Annotated in this window: 21 protein-coding genes and 3 tRNA genes; 19 read left to right on the top strand and 5 right to left on the bottom strand. The window is 65.9% G+C overall.

Annotation, left to right across the window (positions count from 1 at the left end; translation table 11 throughout):
* Position 1 precedes the first annotated feature (1 nt).
* From FEF15_RS13790 to hisB, 5 genes are read right to left on the bottom strand one after another with little or no spacing between them, the layout of a single operon-like run.
* Complete coding sequence (locus FEF15_RS13790) at positions 2–511, bottom strand: hypothetical protein (protein ID WP_163559748.1); 510 nt, start codon at positions 509–511, stop codon at positions 2–4.
* Between the two features lie 19 nt (positions 512–530).
* Complete coding sequence (gene hisF, locus FEF15_RS13785; RefSeq protein ID WP_163559747.1) at positions 531–1304, bottom strand: imidazole glycerol phosphate synthase subunit HisF; 774 nt, start codon at positions 1302–1304, stop codon at positions 531–533.
* Between the two features lie 3 nt (positions 1305–1307).
* The gene (gene hisA, locus FEF15_RS13780) at positions 1308–2060 is read right to left on the bottom strand and encodes a 1-(5-phosphoribosyl)-5-[(5-phosphoribosylamino)methylideneamino]imidazole-4-carboxamide isomerase (RefSeq protein WP_163559746.1); all 753 of its coding nucleotides are present in this window, start codon (positions 2058–2060) and stop codon (positions 1308–1310) included.
* 49 nt (positions 2061–2109) lie between these two features.
* Positions 2110–2751 carry an imidazole glycerol phosphate synthase subunit HisH gene (gene hisH / locus FEF15_RS13775; RefSeq protein WP_163559745.1) on the bottom strand — a complete coding sequence of 214 codons (642 nt, stop codon included), beginning with the start codon at positions 2749–2751 and terminating at the stop codon, positions 2110–2112.
* Positions 2752–2782: 31 nt separating this feature from the next.
* Positions 2783–3376, bottom strand: a complete 594-nt coding sequence (gene hisB, locus FEF15_RS13770; protein ID WP_163559744.1) for an imidazoleglycerol-phosphate dehydratase HisB — start codon at positions 3374–3376, stop codon at positions 2783–2785.
* Positions 3377–3578: 202 nt separating this feature from the next.
* Between hisB and FEF15_RS13765 the strand changes: the two genes are divergently transcribed.
* The 19 genes from FEF15_RS13765 to FEF15_RS13675 all read left to right on the top strand — a co-directional run bounded on the left by FEF15_RS13765 (position 3579) and on the right by FEF15_RS13675 (position 20086).
* Entirely contained in the window at positions 3579–4034 is a 456-nt protein-coding gene (locus FEF15_RS13765; RefSeq protein ID WP_163559743.1) for an acetyl-CoA sensor PanZ family protein, read from the top strand.
* Positions 4031–6385, top strand: a complete 2355-nt coding sequence (locus tag FEF15_RS13760; protein ID WP_163559742.1) for an AsmA family protein — start codon at positions 4031–4033, stop codon at positions 6383–6385. The genes FEF15_RS13765 and FEF15_RS13760 overlap by 4 nt, the downstream gene beginning before the upstream one ends.
* Positions 6386–6473: 88 nt before the next feature.
* Positions 6474–7565, top strand: a complete 1092-nt coding sequence (gene mutY / locus FEF15_RS13755; protein ID WP_163559741.1) for an A/G-specific adenine glycosylase — start codon at positions 6474–6476, stop codon at positions 7563–7565.
* Between the two features lie 39 nt (positions 7566–7604).
* Positions 7605–7877 carry an oxidative damage protection protein gene (locus FEF15_RS13750; protein ID WP_163559740.1) on the top strand — a complete coding sequence of 91 codons (273 nt, stop codon included), beginning with the start codon at positions 7605–7607 and terminating at the stop codon, positions 7875–7877.
* Positions 7878–7965: 88 nt separating this feature from the next.
* Positions 7966–8041: transfer RNA gene (locus tag FEF15_RS13745), tRNA-Phe, on the top strand.
* A gap of 5 nt (positions 8042–8046) precedes the next feature.
* Positions 8047–8121, top strand: a tRNA-Gln gene (locus tag FEF15_RS13740).
* 46 nt (positions 8122–8167) lie between these two features.
* A tRNA-Thr gene (locus tag FEF15_RS13735) sits at positions 8168–8243 on the top strand.
* 138 nt (positions 8244–8381) lie between these two features.
* Positions 8382–9248 carry a ParA family protein gene (locus FEF15_RS13730; RefSeq protein ID WP_163559739.1) on the top strand — a complete coding sequence of 289 codons (867 nt, stop codon included), beginning with the start codon at positions 8382–8384 and terminating at the stop codon, positions 9246–9248.
* Positions 9235–10638, top strand: coding sequence for a replicative DNA helicase (gene dnaB, locus FEF15_RS13725; RefSeq protein ID WP_163559738.1), 1404 nt, complete (start codon positions 9235–9237; stop codon positions 10636–10638). The genes FEF15_RS13730 and dnaB overlap by 14 nt, the downstream gene beginning before the upstream one ends.
* Positions 10635–11015 (top strand): hypothetical protein, encoded by a 381-nt coding sequence (locus FEF15_RS13720; RefSeq protein WP_163559737.1) that lies wholly within the window; start codon positions 10635–10637, stop codon positions 11013–11015. Before dnaB ends, FEF15_RS13720 begins: the two co-directional genes overlap by 4 nt.
* Complete coding sequence (locus tag FEF15_RS13715; RefSeq protein WP_095623388.1) at positions 11008–11244, top strand: hypothetical protein; 237 nt, start codon at positions 11008–11010, stop codon at positions 11242–11244. Before FEF15_RS13720 ends, FEF15_RS13715 begins: the two co-directional genes overlap by 8 nt.
* 48 nt (positions 11245–11292) lie before the next feature.
* On the top strand, positions 11293–13182 hold the full coding sequence (locus FEF15_RS13710) for a ParB family protein (protein WP_163559736.1): 1890 nt from the start codon (positions 11293–11295) through the stop codon (positions 13180–13182).
* Positions 13179–13781, top strand: coding sequence for a DUF2857 domain-containing protein (locus tag FEF15_RS13705; protein WP_163559735.1), 603 nt, complete (start codon positions 13179–13181; stop codon positions 13779–13781). The genes FEF15_RS13710 and FEF15_RS13705 overlap by 4 nt, the downstream gene beginning before the upstream one ends.
* Entirely contained in the window at positions 13781–15142 is a 1362-nt protein-coding gene (locus FEF15_RS13700) for an STY4528 family pathogenicity island replication protein (protein ID WP_163559734.1), read from the top strand. The genes FEF15_RS13705 and FEF15_RS13700 overlap by 1 nt, the downstream gene beginning before the upstream one ends.
* 82 nt (positions 15143–15224) lie before the next feature.
* Positions 15225–15953, top strand: coding sequence for a PFL_4669 family integrating conjugative element protein (locus FEF15_RS13695; protein ID WP_163559733.1), 729 nt, complete (start codon positions 15225–15227; stop codon positions 15951–15953).
* A 319-nt stretch (positions 15954–16272) separates the two neighbouring features.
* A complete protein-coding gene (locus FEF15_RS13690; RefSeq protein ID WP_163559732.1) occupies positions 16273–16728 on the top strand; it encodes a DUF3158 family protein in 456 nt (151 codons plus the stop codon).
* Between the two features lie 18 nt (positions 16729–16746).
* Positions 16747–17181, top strand: a complete 435-nt coding sequence (locus FEF15_RS13685) for a single-stranded DNA-binding protein (protein WP_163559731.1) — start codon at positions 16747–16749, stop codon at positions 17179–17181.
* Between the two features lie 37 nt (positions 17182–17218).
* Complete coding sequence (locus FEF15_RS13680) at positions 17219–17806, top strand: hypothetical protein (protein WP_163559730.1); 588 nt, start codon at positions 17219–17221, stop codon at positions 17804–17806.
* A gap of 348 nt (positions 17807–18154) precedes the next feature.
* The gene (locus FEF15_RS13675; RefSeq protein WP_163559729.1) at positions 18155–20086 is read left to right on the top strand and encodes a DNA topoisomerase III; all 1932 of its coding nucleotides are present in this window, start codon (positions 18155–18157) and stop codon (positions 20084–20086) included.
* Positions 20087–20498 lie beyond the last annotated feature (412 nt).

Below are 20498 nucleotides of genomic sequence, written 5' to 3'. Positions count from 1 at the left end.
TTCAGAAGCGGATGCCCGCCGTGATCATGGCGCCGGCCGTGCCGAAGAGGATGAGGTCCGACTCGACGCGGTGCCAGCGCACGCCCAGCGTCGGCAGCACGGCGGGGGCGATCCCGTACCGATTGAGGGGAATGTTGTCGCGATACTCGCCCCGGTAGCCATGCAGGAGTCCGGCGGTCAGCTTGGCGCGCAGGGTGACCGATTGCGCAGGCTCCCAGAGGGGGAACTCGCGGCCGGCGTAGAGGTATAGCGATGCCTGGTCGAAGGAGTTGTTGAAGCGGGCGCCCCCGGCCAGCCAGCGGTCGGGGTTGTGCAGCTCCAGGCCGATCAGCTGCTGGTTGTTGGTGTGCTCGGGGTCGGGGCTGAAGTGATCCGTGTACAGGCTGGTCTGCACCAGGACGTGTTCCAGCGTCATGGCGGGTGGCCACGACGACCGCTCGCCGGCGGCGGCTGGCGCTGACAGCCCGAGCAGCAGTGAGGTGATGGCTCCGCTCCATGGGCGCAGACGCATAAGCCCTCCTGGACTGGTATCAAAGCCGCATATCGATGCCGTGCTCGGCCATGTAGCGCTTGGCCTCGGGGATGGTGTACTCGCCGAAGTGGAAGATGCTGGCGGCGAGCACTGCGTCGGCGCCGCCTTCGCGGATGCCCTCCACCAGGTGGTCGAGGTTGCCCACCCCGCCGGAAGCGATCACCGGCACGCTCACCGCCTCGCTGATGGCGCCGGTCACACCCAGGTCGAAGCCGGCCTTGGTGCCGTCGCGGTCCATGCTGGTGAGTAGCAGCTCGCCGGCGCCGTACTCGACCATCTTCCTCGCCCATTCGATGGCATCGAGGCCGGTGGGGCGGCGCCCGCCGTGGGTGAAGATCTCCCAGCGCAGCGGCTCGCCCTTTCCGGAGACCTGCTTGGCGTCGATGGCCACCACGATGCACTGGCTGCCGAAGCGCTCGGCGGCCTCGCGCACGAAGTCGGGATTGTTCACCGCGGCGGTGTTGATCGAGATCTTGTCGGCCCCGGCATTGAGCATGGTGCGGATGTCGTCGCAGGTGCGGATGCCGCCGCCCACGGTGAGGGGGATGAACACCTCGCCGGCGATGCGCTCGACCATCTCCACGGTGGTGTCCCGGTCCTCGTGGCTCGCCGTGATGTCGAGGAAGGTGATCTCGTCGGCGCCCTGCTGGTTGTAGCGCTGGGCGATCTCCACCGGGTTGCCGGCGTCGCGGATGCCGATGAAGTTGACGCCCTTGACCACGCGGCCGGCGTCGACGTCGAGACAGGGGATGATGCGCTTGGCGAGTGGCATGGGTCAGCTCCCCCCTTGCTGGATGGCGAGGTCGTCGCACAGGCGCTGGCCGGCGGCCAGGTCGAGTGAGCCCTCGTAGATGGCGCGGCCGGTGATGGCGCCGAGGATGCCCGGCTCCTCGGCGGCGATCAGGGCGCGCAGGTCGTCGAGGTTGGTGACTCCACCCGAGGCGATCACCGGCAGGCCGCCCTCGCGGGCCAGCTCGGCCGTGGCCGCAACGTTCACGCCGGAGAGCATCCCGTCGCGGGCGATGTCGGTGTAGACGATGCTCGAGACGCCGTCGCCGGCGAAGCGCTGGGCGAGCTCGGTGGCCTTGACCTGGGAGACCTCGGCCCAGCCGTCGGTGGCCACGAAGCCGTCGCGGGCGTCGAGGCCGACGATGACGTGGCCGGGGAAGGCGCGGCACATCTCGCCGACGAAGGCCGGCTCCTTGACCGCCTGGGTGCCGATGATCACGTAGCTGACGCCGGCATCGAGGTAGTGCTCGATGGTGGCGGCGGTGCGGATGCCGCCGCCGATCTGGATCGGCAGCTCGGGGAAGCGCCGGGCGATGGCGGTGACCGCATCAAAGTTGACCGGCTTGCCCGCGAAGGCGCCGTTGAGGTCGACCAGATGGAGGCGGCGGGCGCCGGCGTCGACCCAGCGCTCGGCCATGGCCACCGGGTCGTCTCCGTAGGTGGTGGCATCATCCATGCGCCCCTGCTTGAGGCGGACGCATTGGCCGTCCTTGAGATCGATGGCGGGAATTACCAGCATGTCGTGTCCTCGGTTGCGAGCCTGCGAAGAGACCGGCGACGGGCGTGGTTCACGGCGCCCAATTAATAAAGTTTTCCAGCAGCTTGAGCCCGGCCCGGGAGCTCTTCTCCGGGTGGAACTGCACGGAGAAGGTGGCGTCGCGGCCAATGGCCGCGTGGACGCAGACCCGTCCGTAGTCGGTGGTGCCGAACACCGCGGCGTCATCGGCGGCGTCGACGTAGTAGCTGTGCACGAAATAGAAGTGCTCGTCCTGGTCGATGCCCGCCCACAGCGGGTGGTCGTGGTGCTGGTGCACCAGGTTCCAGCCCATGTGCGGCACCTTGAGGCGATGGCCGCGGTCGTCGCGCATGTCCCCGGGGAAGCGCGTCACCTTGCCGGGCAGGAAGCCCAGGCAGTCGATGCCGCCGTTCTCCTCGCTGTGGTCGAGCAGCATCTGCTGCCCCACGCAGATGCCCAGCAGTGGCTTGGCCTGGCGTTGCAGCAGCTCCTCGACCAGGCCGCGCAGCTCGGTGCGTTCCAGTTCGCCCATGCAGTCACGAATCGCCCCCTGGCCGGGCAGCACCAGCCGGGTGGCACCGCGAATGCGGCGGGCATCGCGGGTCACCACCACGTTCTCGTGGGTGACGTGCTCCAGTGCCTTGGCGACGGAATGCAGGTTGCCCATTCCGTAGTCGATGACGGCAATGGTCATGGGGCGCTACTCCTGTGGTCGTGCGGCGGCCTCACAGGCAACCCTTGGTGGAGGGCATCTGGCCGGCCATGCGGGGGTCCGGCGCCACGGCCATGCGCAGCGCACGGCCGAAGGCCTTGAAGATGGTTTCCGCCTGGTGGTGGGCGTTGAAGCCCTTCAGGTTGTCGATGTGCAGGGTGACGCGGGCATGGTTGACGAAGCCCTGGAAGAACTCCCAGAACAGCTGGGTGTCGAGGCGGCCGATGGCCGCGCGGGTGAACTCGACGTCCATGAACAGCCCCGGGCGCCCGGAAAAGTCGATGACCACCCGTGAGAGCGCCTCGTCGAGAGGCACATAGGCGTGACCGTAACGATAGATGCCGCGTTTGTCGCCGATCGCCTCGGCGAAGGCCTGGCCGAGCGTGATGCCGAGATCCTCGACGGTGTGGTGGTCGTCGATGTGCAGGTCGCCCAACGCCTGGATGTCCAGGTCGATCATCCCGTGGCGGGCCACCTGGTCGAGCATGTGATCGAGGAAGGGCACGCCGGACTCGCCGGCGAGACGACCTTCGCCGTCGAGATTGACGGTCACCGTGATCTGGGTCTCCCGGGTATCACGGGTGACGGTGGCACTACGCTCGGACATGTCGGACTCTCCCGCGCTGGCGCGCGTCTCTCGGGATTGGGCCTGGGTTGGGCCCGGGCTCGACCGACGGGGCCGGTGGCCGGGCGGGCAAGCCGCGGGCTTGCCACCTCAGGACCGCCATTATAGAGAATCGGCGCACCCATCCGCTACAATGCGCCCATAACGCGCCCGCCGCGTCCCCCCTGGCCCCGGGAGACCCGCCATGCCGGTAACGCTTTACTTCGTCGATCAGGCCGCCTGGGAGGCGGATGCCCAGGTGCAGCAGGATCTGCAGCGAATCTATGCCGATGCGCCGGCCGAGCGGCTCCCCGTGCCGGTCGATGAATTCGTCCACGACCACCTTGGCGCCGGGAATTTCTTCGGCTGCGCGCGCTTCAACGACCGCCTGCTGGGCGCCGTGGCGATCCGCCCCGATGCCGAGGCGTGGTGGCTCTCGGAGCTCTGCGTGCGCAAGACCACCCGTCGCCGCGGCGTCGGCTCGCGGCTGCTGGCGCTGGTGAGCAGCGCGGCGCACGAGCAGGGGCGGCAGCTGCGCGCCCCGGCCTCCCAGCTGCCGCTGGCCGACCAGCTTCTGCTCTCGCGGCTGGGCTATCGTCTGCACGACACCGGCGACTACTTCGAATTGGATACGCCCTCGCAAGGAGACAGCGAGCCATGAAGCGACTCTTTCAGCTGCTGCTGGCGGCCATCGGCATCCTGGGTGTGGTGGTCGTTGCGGCCGTGGTCTATGTCACGACCTTTCTCGACCCGGAGGACCTCAAGCCGCACCTGGTCGAGCTCGCCCGCGAGCACAGTGGTCTGGAGCTCGCGCTGAACGGGCCGCTCAGCTGGTCGTTCTATCCCCGGGTAGGGGTGAGCATCGCCGACGTCGAGGGGCGGTTGCCCGACCAGCAGAGCGAGGCTCCCTTCCTTGCCTTCGACCGCGCCGAGGTGAGCCTCTCCTTCGCTACCCTGCTGCGTGGCCAGGTCGCCATCGAGGGCGTGACGCTGGACGGCGTCCAGTTGCGCCTGGTGCGCGACGCCGAGGGGCAGGGCAATTGGGAGCCGCTGCTGGAGCGCCTGGAGGAGCAGCGCAACGCCGCCGCGGCGACCCCGACCCCGTCCAGCGCCGGGGTCAATCTGCTCGGCGACAGCAATTTCTCGGTGGCGCTCAACGTGGCCAGCGTGCAGGTGCGCAACGGAGAAGTGCTGCTGCGCGACCTGGGCAGCGAACAGGAGTGGCTGCTCGACTCGCTCAGCCTCACCGGCACCAACGTCAATCCGCGGCGCGACTTCCCGCTGCGCGCCTCGTTCCGCCTGGCGCGCTACGGCGCCCTGGACTGGCGCGAACTGGAGCGTCCTCCGGCGCTTTCCAGCGAGATCACGCTGGACGGCCGGACGCGCCTCGCCCTGGCCGAGCGGCACTACGAGCTGGCCGGCTTCACCCTCACCACGGCCACACGGGCGGCGGGCATCGATCCGACGCAGTCCGTCACCCTCAGCGGCGAGCGCCTGGCCCTGGACCTCGCCGAGCAGCACCTGGCGCTTGCCGGCGCGCAGCTCGAGAGCCGCCTCCAGCATCCGCGCCTCGGCGAGGAGACGTTGCCGCTGACCCTCGACTTCGCTCTGGACGCCGACCTCGCCGAGCAGAGCGCCCAACTGCGCGACCTGGCGCTGACCGGCCCCGACGGGCTGAACCTCAGCGGCAGCCTCAACCTGACCGCTCTGGGCGAGGCGCCGGCCTACCGCGGTCAGCTCAATCTCGCCCCGCTGTCGCTGCGCCCCTGGCTGGAGCGACTGGGCCAGCTGCCCGACACCGCCGACCCGGAGGCGCTCACCGAGGTGGCGCTGACCAGCCCCGTCGAGGGTGACCTGTCGCGCCTGGCGCTGACCGGCCTGACCCTGGTGCTGGATGACAGCACCTTCACCGGCCGCCTCGCGGCTGGACTCGACGGGGAGTATCTGGACGTCGCCCTGCAGGGCGATAGCCTCGACCTGGATGGCTACCTGCCGCCCGACGATGCACCGGCCGAGGCATCCGCCGGCCTCGGGCTGCCGGGTGTCGGGCGAGCCTACGCCCAGGAGGCCGAAAAAGCCCCGCTGGTGCCTGCCGACTGGCTCGCCGCGCTCAGCCTCGACAGCGAGCTCTCTCTGGATCGCCTGCGCCTGCTGGGGCTCGACTTCACTCAGGTGGAGCTGGCCCTGGCCGGCAACGAGGGCCACCAGCGCCTGGAGCGCTTCGCGTCGCGTCTCTACGACGGCAACCTGTCCGCCACCGGCGAGCTCGACCTGACCCGCGAGCCCATCCATTGGCGGCTCGCACCGACGCTGTCGCGGGTGCGCCTCGAGCCGCTGCACCAGGCGCTGAATCGCAGCGAGGAGCCGGCGCCGCTGCGGGGGCGCCTGAGTACCGAGGGCGAACTCACCACCAGCGGCAACACCTGGCCGCGGCTGCGCCGCCATCTCAACGGCGACCTGAATGCCCGGGTCGAGGAGGGGGCCATCCTTGACGTCAACGTCTCCCGCGAGCTGTGCTCGGTGGCCGCGGTCCTCGAGGGCGAGGAGATGACCCGCGAATGGAATGACGAGACGCGCTTCGACCGGGCCGCGCTGAGCGTGGCGATTCGCGACGGCGTGGCGCGCAGCGACGACATCGAGATCACCCTGCCGGGCATCGCGGTCAGCGGCGAAGGCGAGCTCGATCTGGTGACCGAGCGCTTCGACCTGCGTGCCGCCACCCGCTTCGTCGACACCGCCGATGCCGCCTGCCGGGTCAATCCACGCCTCGAGCGTGTGCCGCTGCCGGTGCGCTGCTCCGGCCGCTACTCCGGCGACAGCAGCGAGTGGTGCCGCTTCGATCGCGAGGCGTTCCAGCAGACCCTGGCGGAGCTGCTGCGCGACGAAGCCGGGCAGCGCGCCGGCGAGGCCGTGGAGGAGCGCCTGGGCGGGGCCCTGGAAGAGCTCGACCAGCGCATCGGCGAGGAGGCCGGCGAGGAACTTCGCGATGCCCTGCGCGGTCTCTTCAATTGACCCCAAGCCTGTCAGTCCCTGCGCCGACGCTCCCCTGTCGGCGCTTTTTTTGGTGACGACTTTTGGTAACGACGCTGCCGGGAGAGCCATGACCCCCACACCGACACTGATCCTGCCTGCGGAGACGTTCCAGCAGCGGCTGCTGGCCTGGTTCGACGCCCAGGGCCGCCACGATCTGCCGTGGCAGCGGGAGCGCACGCCCTACCGTGTCTGGATCTCGGAGATCATGCTGCAGCAGACCCAGGTGGCCACGGTCATCCCCTACTTCGAGCGTTTCATGGCGCGGTTTCCCGACCTGGCCACACTGGCGGCGGCCGATCAGGATGCCGTGCTGCACCTGTGGACGGGGCTCGGCTACTATGCCCGCGGGCGCAACCTGCACAAGGCGGCACGCCAGGTGATGGCGGAGCACGACGGCGAGCTGCCGGTGCATAGCCTCGACGCCCTGGCCGCGCTGCCGGGGATCGGGCGCTCCACGGCTGGCGCGATCATCGCCCAGAGTACCGGGCGCCGCGCGGTGATCCTCGACGGCAACGTCAAGCGCAGCCTGGCTCGCCTGCACGCCGTCGAAGGTTGGCCGGGACGTACCGCCGTGGCCCTGCAGCTGTGGGCGCTGGCCGAGCACTACACGCCCCACAGCCGCCTGGCCGACTACACCCAGGCGATGATGGACTTCGGCGCCACCCTGTGCCGGCGCGGCACCCCCGACTGCGCGCACTGCCCCTTCCGTGATGTATGCCTCGCCCATGCCCGCGGCGAGGCGCGCCGCTTCCCCGAATCGAAGCCCCGGAAGGTGCTGCCCACCCGCACCACCCGCATGCTGCTGCTTCGCGATGCCGCCGGAAGGGTGCTGCTGGAGCAGCGCCCGCCCAGCGGGCTGTGGGGCGGGCTGTGGAGCCTGCCGCAGTTCGACGACGATCAGGCGCTTTGCGCCTGGCTGGAAGTCCACGCGCCGGGTGCCGCCCTCGAGACGCCCTGGGCCACCTTCACCCATGTGTTCAGCCACTTCCGCCTGGAGATCACCCCGCAACCGGCCGTCATCGACGGCCTCGATTCGGTGGGCGAGGCGCGGCGCTGGTACGATCCCGATGACCCCGATCGCATCGGCCTGGCCGCGCCGGTCAAGTCGCTACTGGCAAGCCTGGCCACCTTCACCCTGGATGCCACGCCGGGCCCGTGACAGCCTTTCCCGACGTCATACACCCCTGAGGAGTCCCCCATGAGCCAGACCGTTTTCTGTCGCAAGTACCAGCAGGAGCTCGAGGCCCTGCCCTTTCCACCGCTGCCGGGCAAGAAGGGTCAGGAGATCCAGGCCAGTGTCTCCAAGCAGGCCTGGGAGGAGTGGCAGGCCCTGCAGACTCGGCTGATCAACGAGAAGCACCTCAGCCTGCTCGACCCTGAGGCTCGCGCCTATCTCAACGACCAGATGGAGCGCTTCCTCGACAACCGCGAGACCGATCAGGCCGAAGGCTATGTACCGCCCAGCCAGTGACGCGGCCTGTGCCTGAGGCGCCATCTTTTTGAATCGCCAAGGGTTGACGCGCCAGGTCGGCTGGGGTTTAATACGCCCCGTTGGCAGCGGCCAGATAGCTCAGTCGGTAGAGCAGGGGATTGAAAATCCCCGTGTCGGCGGTTCGATTCCGTCTCTGGCCACCACATGCTGGGGTATAGCCAAGTGGTAAGGCACCGGTTTTTGGTATCGGCATTCCCAGGTTCGAATCCTGGTACCCCAGCCACGCCAACCTATTCCCCGATCGCGTTTCTCGCCTTGGTCGGTCCCGAGCCGGCATAGCTCAGTTGGTAGAGCAACTGACTTGTAATCAGTAGGTCCCGGGTTCGACTCCTGGTGCCGGCACCACGTAAATTTCTCGAAATCAGCGTCTTGCGAGCGAGAAGTGGAAGCCCCGCTCGGGGTGGTGTGGATCGAGCCGTCTTCGTGTAATAGCTACAGATCATCAGCCTCACACTTGATTCCATCTGGAACCGAGGTGAGGTTATGCGTGTTGTTTCCGTTGTTTCGACCAAGGGCGGCGTCGGCAAGACCACCGTCACTGCCAATCTGGGTGGCCTGTTGGCCGATGCGGGCCTCAAAGTCCTGTTCATCGACCTGGACAGCCAGCCCACGCTCTCCAGCTACTATCCCCTCCGCACCGAAGCCCCCGGCGGCACCTACGAGCTGATCGCGCTCAGCGATACCGCTCCTGCCCATGTCATATCGCATACCGCCCATCCCAACCTGGATGTGGTGATCTCCAACGATCACGCCGGCCAGCTCCCTCAGCTGCTGCTCAACGCGCCGGATGGCCGCTTCCGTCTCGCCCAGCTGCTCTCCAGCCTGTCGGGCTATGACCTGATCCTGATTGATACCCAGGGGGCCCGCTCCATCACCCTGGAGATGGCCGTCCTGGCCTCCGATCATGCTCTCTCCCCCATCACCCCCGAGCTGCTCTCCGCCCGCGAGTTTGTGCGCGGCACCGTCGGCCTGCTGCGCGATCTCGAAGCGCTTAGCCAGTTCACCCACCTCTCCGTTCCCCCCGTTTCCGTCCTGGTTAACCGTCTGGATGAGACCGCCGATGCGCGGGGCATCCACCAGACGCTGGCCGAAATGTTCGCCGCCGGCGAGCAGGGCGTCAGCGTGATGCAAAGCACCATCCGCGCCGGTGTCGCCTTCCGACAAGCCGCCAGCGCCGGCCTGCCGGCGCATCAGTTCGAACCGCGCAAGCCCGCCGGGCGCAAGTCGCCCGCCGCCGCCGATCAGGTCAAGGCGATGGCCTGTGAGCTCAACCCCGAGTGGCAGCCGTTGATCGACGCCATGGTCTGCACCACCGCCATGCAGGGGGGCTGCCACGATGAGTGCCATTGAGAACCTGGTTGAGCTCCGGGTGGCCGAGGAGCGTCCGGAGGCCGGCTACCTGCCGCCGCACAGCCTGGAGGCGGAGCAGTCCGTGCTGGGAGGTCTGCTGCTGGATAACGCCATGTGGGATGAGGTTGCTGACCGCCTGGCGCCGGCGATGTTCTACCAGCAGGCCCATCGCCTGGTGTTTCAGGCGATTCAGGGGCTGGCGGAGCGCGACCAGCCAATGGATGTCGTGACGGTGTCCGAAGCGCTGGAAGAAGCGCGTCAGCTTGAACAGGTGGGAGGTCTCGCCTTCCTGGCGGAGCTGGCACGCAATACGCCCAGCGCGGCCAATGTCGAGGCCTATGCCGAGATCGTGCGGGACCGCCATGCGCTGCGGCAGTTGATCCATACCTGCTTCACGCTGAACCAGCAGGCCCTGAATGCCAAGGGCCGCCCGGCCGCCGAGCTGATCGAGGAGGCCGAACAGAAGCTCTTCGCCCTGACGGAGGACCGGCATGAGCGGCTGAGCTCCATGAAGGAGATGCTGGGAGAGGCCATCAACGTCATCGATCAGGCCTTCAATGCGCAGGGCGGAGTGACGGGGATCCCGAGCGGCCTGAGCGAGCTGGATGCCATGACCGCGGGCTGGCAGCCCGGGGATCTGATCATCCTGGCCGGCCGTCCCTCCATGGGCAAGACCGCCATGGGGCTCGGCTTCGCGGAGCATGCGCTGACGGCAGAGGACCTTGAGGGTCCGGTCTTTATCTTCTCCCTGGAGATGCCGGAAGCACAGCTGATGCTGCGGCTGATCGCCAGCCTGGGCAATGTTTCCCTGCAGAAGCTGCGCACCGGAAAGATGGAAGACGAGGATTGGCCGAAGGTGACTGCCGCGGTCAATCGGCTCACCCAGCTGGAAGGGAAGCTGCTTATCGATGATGCCTCCGGCATCACCGCCTCCAGCCTGAAGGCACGCGCACGCAGGATGACGCGCCGCTTCGGTCGCCCTTCGATGATCCTGGTGGACTACCTGCAGCTGCTTCAGGAGCCGGGCAGCGAGAATCGGACCCTCGAGGTGGGCAAGGTCAGCCGGATTCTCAAGGAAACCGCCAAGGAGCTGCGCACTCCGGTCATTGCCCTGTCGCAGCTCAATCGCTCGCTGGAAACCCGCCCCAACAAGCGCCCCTGCATGGCCGATCTGCGTGACAGCGGTGCGCTGGAGCAGGACGCCGACGTGATCGCCTTCATCTACCGCGACGAGGTCTACCACCCCGAGAACGAAGACAGCCATGGCCTGGGCGAGCTGATCCTGGGCAAGCAGCGCAACGGACCGACCGGCACCGTGCACCTGGCGTTCCAGGGAGAGTCGGCGCGCTTCAAGCCGTTGGCGTGGCAGCACCAGGAGGTGACCCCATGAGCCAGTACCGCGTACGCACACCGGAGCCCCGTTCCCGGCTCTCCCAAGCCCTGGCCGAGGTGATGCACGAGACTCGCCAGCGGCAGCTCGAGGCTGAACAGCAGGGCCTTGCCGCTCTGGAGCCCCTGGTCCGTGTGGCCCAGGGGCATAGCGGTCAGTCCCACCATCTTCGTCGCCTCCTGCTCGGGCTCTACAACGGCTACCGCTGGCCTTTCGAGATGCAGCGGCTGCGAGGGCTCGATGCAGACCTTCAGGCAGACGCCCTCGCGGTTATTCGGATGGCCACCTACAGCGGCCATGAGATCCACACCTTCATCGAAGGCGGTGACACCTTGCTGAAACGCTTCTGGGAGATCGAGGAGGCCGCAGATGAGTAAGTCGCTTTCCGTAGCGCGGGGGTGCAAGGGGATGCAGCGCCTGATTCGCTATGCCGCGACCCAGGGCTGGGAAGTGCAGCGTACTAGCGGTGGTCACCTGCGATTCAGCAAGCCAGGCTGTGCGCCGGTCTTCACCTCCTTCACCACCAAGGACCGCCGCGCCGAGCTCAATGCGCGCTCCCAGTTGCGCCGTGCGGAGTGGGAGAGGCGGTACCGCCATGAAGAGTGATTCCACTGTCATCACCTCCGTCGTGTCTATCGTAGAGGGAGCCCTCCTATGAAGCGTCCTACCGATCAACAGCTGCGGGACCGACTGACGCAGCCGGGACCCAGGCGCCAGGGGCAGCCGGTCGACGCCGTCACGCCGCCAGACCAGGAGATGGCGGTCTGGGTGACCCTGGACATGCTCAAGCCCTATGAGCACAACCCCCGGCAGGTCCAGAACCCCAAGTATGAGGATATCAAGGCCTCGATCCGTGCCGCGGGTCTCAAGCACAAGCCCCCGGTGACCCAGCGGCCGGGCGAGAAGCACTACACCATCTGCGACGGCGGCAATACCCGCCTGCAGATCCTACGCGAGCTCTACGAAGAGACCGGTGAGTCGCGTTTCCATGCCTTTTATGCCCTATACCGACCCTGGCAGTCGGAAGTGAAGATGCTGACGGGTCACCTCAGCGAGAACGACAACCGTGGCCAGCTGCTTTGGATCGAGCGAGCCAAGGGGGTGATGGATGCCAAGGCGATGTACGAGGAAGAGAGCGGTGAATTGCTATCGCAGCGCGAGTTGGTCAAGCGCCTGTCGGAGGACGGCTACCAGGTGGCCCAGAGCCATATCAGCAAGATGCTCTATACCGTCGAGCATCTGCTGCCCACGCTGCCCAACACCCTCTACAGCGGCCTGGGGAGGCCGCAGGTCGAGAAGCTTATCAGCTACCGGGAAGCCTGCCGGCTGATCTGGGAGCGCTGCACCCAGGAGGTCGAGCCCGAGGGCTTTGCCGAAGCTTGGCACCAGACCATTGCCTGGTTCGATGACGAGGGTCAGACCGAGATGAACTGGGGCATCGTGGTGGATCGGCTTTGCGGCATGCTGGCCGACCACACTGGCGTGCACTTCAACGTCTGCGAGCTGACCCTCGACAATATCGTCACCTATCGCAAGCGGCGCTGGGACCTGGAAGAGCACCAGGCCTTCGAGGCCCTGGACGTTGAGCTGCAGCAGATGCGCGATCCCGATGCCCAGCCACCCTCGCTCTATCCACCGCTGCCCGATACCTCTGCCGAGCCGGCAGCGGGCAGTGCGCAGAAGGCAAAGGCGCCCAAGCCTGGCCCTGAACCGCAAACCGAGCAGCTGCCGTCACCGCGCACCCTCAGCGGGAGAGACGTGAATCCCGACGCTGGGAGAGTGGAGAGCGCCGAGCTGCTCCGGCTCCGCCAGCAGGTCGCCGCGCTGGAGCGTGAAAAGGAGCAGCTGAGCGAGTCGCAGTCTCCCGTGGTGTCTGGGCTCGGAGAGCCGGCGTCGGTACCTCGCCCTGCGCCCATGGCCTCGCTCTCTGAGGAGGAGATCGACTGGCCTGTGGGCGCCGCTCGGACGGAGGCCGAACAGGCCGCCCGCCTCGAAGGGCTGACCCAGTCAAGCTGGGAAGAGAGCCCGGGAAAGCGCGGTTATCGCCACCACCTGGCAAGTGAGCTCGGCGTGCCCAGCTTCGACTTCGAGCAGTTGGCTCCACTGGCGGCGCCGGTGCTCTCCGGCGAGACCACTCCGCCCATTGCCGACGTCTGGTTCATCGAAGGGGTAGAGGATGAGCCCCGTTCGCTGCGCATCCGCATCCGTGAGCTGGTCCAGGTCATTGCCCGCTGGGGTGGCTTTGGCGGCAGCGATGTGGTGATCGCCGATGACAACGGCATCGGCTTCGATCTCAATCCGCTGCCGGACGCCGCCGACCGCCGAGCTCTTTTAGCCTGGCAGGCGCTGGCCAGCCTGCGCGGCGAGCTCAACCCCGAATACCCCTCGGACGCCACCCTGTGGGGAGCGCTGCTCGGCACTCACCGAGAAGAGGTGGACGAGAGCGCCTGGGACGATGCCGTACTGCTTCGCTTCTTCCGTCTGGTGCGGCTGATCCGCCGCCTTCGTGAACACCTGCAGGTACAACAGGAGGCCCAGTCATGAGCTCTTCATCCGCCAACCTGAATCAGGCGCTGCTCAGCCAGGTCATGGGGTTTCTTCGAGAGGGCAATATGCGCCGAGCGCTGGCCCTCGGCTTCAGCGAGGAGGAGCTGCGAACGCTGCGTCGGTTGAGAGCGAGTGACATCGACTCGCTGGCCTGCGCGGGACCTGTGGTCGCGCGCTTCTCGGTGGATCATGCCGCGCTACGCGGTGTTCTGGCGCGTATTGACCGCGACCAGGACCGGGAAACCCTGATCGACCGCTGCCTGAGACTGGGGGCCAGCGTCAGCATGATGGGGGCCTTCTTCGGCCTGACCGGCAACGACTGCTCGACGCGCCGTCAGCTGCTGGGCATTGCGCCGCGGCAGGGGCGATTGGCGATGCCATCGGAGCAGGCCGAGCACGATGCCTGGGAGCGCTGGCAGCATATCGCCCTGGACCCCAGGTCGACTGATGACCTACAGGGCATGGTCACCCTCGCCGAGGAGACCGACATTCCGCTGGCGGTGGTGTGGCACCTCATCAAGCAGTGGGGCGACCCTGGCCAGCCGCGCACGGCGCCCCCGGTCGAGGAGTGGGCGGCTCCAGAAGGAGAGCGGTGATGGTGCAGCTGCGCGATGCCACTCGGCAGGGGCTGGATCGCCTGATTGGCCGAGCGGCTTCCGAGATGACCCAGCGCCGGGGAGAGTCCCCGGCGTTTGCGACTGCAGGCAACGAGACAGGCCAGGCAGGTGACGCTTCGTCAGGGCTGGATGGGCTGCTGTTTTTCGGGAATCCCCATGAGACCGTGCCGCGGGCGCTGCTGCTCGATCCGTGTCTTGGGCATGTCGACAAGCTCGGCTGGCAGATGATGCGGATGCTGGTCAATCCGGACAGAACCACCGCGGTGCCGACCTATGACGAACTGCAGCCCTTGCTGAGGGGGGCTCCGGGCCAGAAGGCCTCGCGGGCCACGGTCGCCCGCGTCATCGCCGTTCTCCGGCTGACACGCTGGGTGAGCCTCGGGCATCGAGCGCGAAACGCGCAGAATGGCCGCATCATCGGCAACGTCTATATCCTGCACGATGAGCCCCTCTCTCCCGCCGAGGCCTCGGTACTGGATGCCGATTACGTTGAGTATGTGTGCCGCTGTCTGGATCATCACAACAAGGTGGTCAAGGCCGTGGCCGCCATTGTGCTCGAGGAGCTCCAGGAGGCCGGGGCGCTCCATGAGCTGCCGACGCGTCTCGATACCCTGGCGTCTCGTTCCAGGAAGACTCAGCACCAGTCGCCGGCCAGGTGTGGGGCTGCCCAGTTCTCTGCCGTTACCCAGGAAAAGAACCAGGGGGAAGCGCCGAGTTCTCAGCGAGAACCCGGCAGGGTGAGCCACAAGAACTCCCCCGGTTTTCATCGAGAACCAAGTCTGGAATCAAGAGCTTATGAGGCCATTGATGCCGTTCTCCATGAAAACTCGGGCAGTTCTCCACGTACAGTACGTACTTCACACTGTGTAAAACCTACAGGTACGTCAGCCGTGAACCTGCACTGGCCGGCGTGTCTCTCGCTGGATGATAGCGAGCGTCAGGCGACTCAGCTGCTGATGTCGGGTCTATCAGGCGACACCCAGCAAGCCATTCTCGATGAGGCGGCGGGCCGCGTGAGCAGCGGTTCGGTGAGAAACCCCAAGGGCTTCCTGCGGGGGCTGATCAAGCGCGCTATCGGCGGCGAATTCGTGGCGACCGGCTACGCCCAGACCCAGGCCGAACGCCGGGCGGGCAGTGTGAGCCAGAGCGCTCCACCCGCTAAGCAGCGGCCTGCACCACGTGCTGCGACTCAGTCACCTACGCAGACCTCAGTACCCACGGCATCGAGCACTCCGTCCAGCACCACGTCGCCCGAGGAGGCCCAGGCGGCCCGAGAGCAGTGCCTGCGCAAGCTGGGGCTATGGCCGGCTGGCGGGAAAAACTCACTCAACAGCCATTAACGATTCCGCTGTCTCCCACTTACCAACTGATTGACAGTGCCTGCCATACCGCGGAAACACATCAGCATGAGGACGACGCGATATGGCCGTTGATCGCCTGGGAGCACTGCGCAGCAAGATCGAGCTGACGCTCCATACCCACCACGCTGCACGGATCTGGAAGGGCCGTGGGGTCGAGACGGGTCGCCCACAGATAATCGGCATGCGGCAGTTCCTGCTGATCTGCGGTGCGATCAAGCAGAACGCAGCCAAGGATGACCCCTATGCGGATCACTGGCTGCTGCAGCTGGATGCCAAGCTTGCCGACACTCGCACTCAGCTGGACCAGCGTCTCCAGGAGCTCGATAGCCTGATGGCACAGCTGCCGCCAGAGCTGGATGTCGAGGAGAACCTCAACCAGCAGCCGCTCAAGATCCCCGTCTATACCGGCGGCCAGCATGGATGGCTCGCCCTGCGCCTGCTGATCGACTTCGACCGCTTTGTCAGGCGCGTCATGCTTGCCCACCACATTGCCCTGATCAGCCGGCGCCAGATGGAGGAGTACGTCCGGGTTGGCGGACACCTCCTGCGCAGCCTGTGTGCGAGTACACAGAAGTACCCGGGCTTCAGCGGTGCCACCCGCGACGACTTCGCTGCCAACAACGCCAAGGCCCGAAATGCCATCGAGAAGTTTGGTGCGCTGCCCGACGATGTGCTCTCCGCGAAGCACCGCAGCGAGTTTGCGCCGCCGATTACCAAGCCGGCGGAGGCCAAGGCGGCCAGTGGCGCAGGCGCGGTGGAAAGTGACCCACCGCCCTCGGCGGAGGAGTAGTGGCCGGAGTGCCGGGAGCGTGATTCCACTGTCATCAAGTTTGCTTAGGTCTTGGGCGTGGCCAGAGGGTCGGCAGGGTGATTCCACTGGAATCACCTAGGCGGCGGTGCCGGAGGAGGTCTCTGGGGTGATTCCACTGGAATCACCAGGGCGGTGGTGCCGGAGGAGGTCTCTGGGGTGATTCCACTGGAATCACCTGGGCGACGGCGCCGGAGGGCAGGTCTTGGGGTGATTCCAGTGGAATCACTTCGGCAGCAGTGCCGTAGGACAGGTCTTGGGTGATTCCAGTGGAATCACTGAGAGTGAGTGAGGGGGCAGCTTGAATACCGCATCGAACAGCTATGGCAATGACGCATTCAACAGCTACGCAAAGGGTTTTTTAAAACCCTTTAAGGGTAAGGGAGAGCTGATTCGTCTACGTGATGAGCTGGAAGACTCGGCAAGAGTGGCTCGTCAGGAGGCGATCGATATGGCGTCTCAGGCGAATGGCGGTCTGCTGAAATCGACCGATCTATGGCTGACCCCTTGGGGTAAATCAGGCATTCCGGCCAGAACGCTTCAGTGGCGTGATAACAAGCAGAGAAGCATGGGGCTTTGGCTGCTGGAGACGTTCTTGTCACGTGATGACATATCCGAGGCGATGCGGCAATCCGTCATCGACCTGGAAGTCCAGCGCTGCGTGTTCAATGCCAAGGCGGCCACGATCAACTGGTCGATCAAGCGAATCGGTAAGGCGCTGGCGGATATCGAACACGCGGTCTCTTTTCAGCGATAACTACCAAGGAGGATACCCATGGGCACACGCTTCTACGGTGAGGGAAATATCGGCAGTGACCCCGAGGTCAGGACCTTCCCCGTGCGTGACAACCAGCCGCCCCGCACACTGCTCAGGCTCAATGTGCGATTCGATAATCTGGCCCCCAAGGATGGGGAAGTGGTGGATCGCGGCGGTTTCTGGGCAGACGTGGAGTGGTGGCACCGGGAAGCAGAGCGGTGGTCGCGGTTGTATCAGCGAGGGATGCGGGTCGTGGTGGTGGGCAAGATGGTTCAGGACAGCTGGGAGCAGAACGGCGAGACGCGCACGGCCTTCAAGGTACAGGCTGAGCGAGTGGCCATCTTGCCTCATCGGGTGGCCCAGGTAATCATGGATACCCCCCATAGCCACCAGCAGCCGGCGGAGCAATATGCCAGCGGCCCGGGAGCGAGCCAGGAAGGCTACGGGGAATAACCGCTGATTGATCATGGATGAATCAAGGAGGAGAGCGATGAAGGGGGCGAAGAGAGTCCTGTGTTGGGTTGGGCTTGGCGCTATTGTGACTGTGGCAGCGGGCTGTACCACTCAGGACCACCTCTACTCTCAAGGGCGCTGCCTGACCTGCATCAATAACCCGGTGACGGGGCAGCCTATCAATTACGATCCCGAGCAGCAGCCTGCTATCGAAGAAGACGCTGTGGCAGCCGGCCGGGACCAGGGAACAGCTGCAGGCAATCGGCATGGGCGGTTCAGCATGGCGTCGCCGCTGGACGTGGATACGGCCTATGCGAGGGTGCGCTCTGAGTTCGGATTCCGTTCGGAGGCGGACTTCAACCCGAACAGCAACTCTGACCAGTGGGCGATGATGGATAATGCATGGCACATTGATGCCACGCCCGGCGCCTTTTATCAGATGAGCGACTACGCCAGACAGACCGTCAACGGTGCTGAGCACTCTCTCGTGCTGAAGGTCCAGATTCAGCGCGACGGTAGCGGCTCTCGTATCAACGTGGAGTACCTGCCGACTGCTAATGCCAGGTACGATGGAGATGCCATGGGCGAGGCGCTCGAGCAGCGCTTCCGCACGGCGCTTCGTTAACGCAGGGAGGAGGGTACTTGGTGACATCACAGGAGCTGAGAAACGAGCGGATCGGCATTGGCCATGCGGCTCAGCTGCTCGGCGTCCGTGTCACCGAGCTCAAGCATGCCCTTCGGCATGGCCGCGACCTTCGCGGCCATGCGCCACCCCGGCCTATCGTCAGGGGCGCCGGCTCGTCTGGCACCCAGATGCTGTTTCTCCTGGGTGACGTCATGGACGCTGCTGAGCTGATGGCGAAAGCCTGATGCCTGGTGGTACAAAGCCGCGTCGCTGACGTTTCCTTTCTTTCTTCGCTCGCTTCTATGGACTTGCCATGCTGCCCTCGACGTTCATGAGGGAGATGAGCCAATGCGTGTATTCCTGTGCGAGAAGCCCTCGCAGGCCCGTGATATTGCCCGTGTGATAGGTGCTGGCCAGCGTAGCGAGGGCTACCTGCACGGCGGCGGGAACGTGGTGACGTGGGGGTTCGGTCACCTACTCGAGCAGGCGCCGCCAGAGGAGTACGACCCGGCGCTCAAGCGCTGGTCCCTGGAGGCGCTGCCGATTCTCCCCTCGACCTGGAAGATGGAGGTCAAGAAGAGTGGCCGCAAGCAGTTCGGTGTCGTGAAGAAGCTGCTGGGCCAGGCGACCGAGGTAGTGGTGGCCACCGACGCCGACCGGGAAGGGGAGACCATCGCCCGCGAGCTACTGGATTACTGCGACTACCGGGGGAGGGTGACCCGCCTGTGGCTTTCGGCTCTGGACGATGCCTCGATCCGGAAGGCGTTGGCCAGCATCAGGTCCGGGGAGGCGACCTATCCGCTCTATCTGGCAGGGCTGGGGCGTAGTCGGGCCGACTGGCTGGTCGGGATGAACCTGACCCGGGCCTATACGGTGCTGGCCCAGCGGCAGGGGCACCAGGGCGTGCTTTCGGTGGGGCGCGTTCAGACGCCCGCGCTGCGGCTGGTGGTGGATCGCGACCGGGAGATTGCGAACTTCGTGCCCCAACCCTTCTGGGAAGTCGTGGCTCAGTTCCAGACGGCGGGCGGCACCTTCCAGGCGAAGTGGCAGCCACTCGACGCCTCGATCCTGGATGCCGCCGGGCGCTGCGTCAGCGAGGTCGCGGCCCAGTCACTGGTCCAGAGAGTCGCCGGGCAGCAGGGACACATCAGCCACCTCGAGACGACCCACAAGAAAGAGTCGCCCCCGCTGGTGATGGACCTGTCATCGCTTCAGCAGGAGGCCTCTCGCCGCTTTGGCTACGGTGCCCAGCAGGTGCTGGACACCGCCCAGGCACTCTACGAAACCCACAAGGCCACGACCTACCCCCGGACCGACTGCCGGTATCTGCCGGAGTCGCAGCTCGGGGATGCCGAGCGCATCATGACGATGCTGCTGCACTCGGATGAGACGCTGTCGCGGCTTAGCCAGCTCCTGGAAACGAGCCGCACGAGCCGTGTCTGGAACGACAGCAAGATCACCGCGCACCACGGCATCATCCCAACGGCGGTGCCGTGTGACCTGGCCAAGCTGAGTGACGCCGAGCGCAACGTCTATGACCTGATTCGTCGCCACTACCTGGCTCAGTTTCTGCCGGCTCACGAGTATGATCAGACCGAGGTGGGGGTGGACCTGGAGGGTGAGGCGTTCCTGGCCTCGGGACGGCAGGTGAGGGTGGAGGGATGGCGCCTGCTCTTCCCTCGAGCGGCGTCGGACGAGGTCAGCGGGGAAGACCGGGAGACGCCCCCACTGCCGGCCCTGAGCGAGGGAGAGTCCTGCAAGGCGCAGCACCTCGAGATGTTGGCCAAGCAGACGACGCCGCCCAAGCCGTTTACCGAGGGTACCCTGATCGCCGCCATGAAGCATGCCGCCCGGTTCGTGACAGACGAGCGCCTGAAGGCCCGCTTCAAGGAGACCGCCGGGATCGGCACCGAGGCAACGCGGGCCGGCATCATCGAGACGTTGCTGAAGCGGGGCTTCATCAAGCGGCAGAAGCGCGCACTGGTCTCCACCCCCACCGGCCAGCAGCTCATTGATGCACTCCCCTCTGCCATCACCAACCCCGGAATGACGGCGCTCTGGGAGCAGGCGCTGGATGACGTCGCGGCAGGGCGCCTGGTGCTGCAGGACTTCATGGCGCGACAAGCCGGCATGGTTGAGAAGCTGGTCCAGCATGCGCGGGAAGCTACGGTGACGATGCCTCAGCAAGACCTCAAGAGGTGCCCGGAGTGTCAGGCGCCCATGCGCAAGCGCCAAGGCAAATACGGTGCCTTCTGGGGCTGCACGCGCTACCCGGAGTGAAAGGGAATGCTGCGCGATAAGGCGCCCAGGAAGGGCTCCGATAGCAGGCGTAAAGCGGTATCGCCTTGACCGTGGAGAGGGCAGCCTCAATAATATGAATACACCCCGTTGGTTGCTGACGGTCATCACGCAACGCCCTTTGAGCGCCAACGCTCATTCCCCCGAAGTATTCGCACCTCGCGCGACGAATACGCCCCATCCAGCCTTTACGGCTCACACTGCATCATCAACAGTCGGGGTTCGAGGTTCCTTAGTCCTAGGCCAGCTTGGTTGGTTGGCCACCTGTCTCATACGACGACCGGCCTGCCAGCTACCTTGATCCAGGGTAGCCGGCAGGCCGGTTGACGTTTCCACGCTGGAAACGCCTGCCCTTCTGCGGAGCCCGCCGCATCACCAACGGGAGCCCTTTGTA

The sequence above is a fragment of the Halomonas sp. NO4 genome (genome assembly GCF_010994375.1).
In the GTDB taxonomy this organism is placed as follows: Bacteria; Pseudomonadota; Gammaproteobacteria; order Pseudomonadales; family Halomonadaceae; genus Halomonas.
This window is presented reverse-complemented; position numbering and strand designations above follow the sequence as displayed.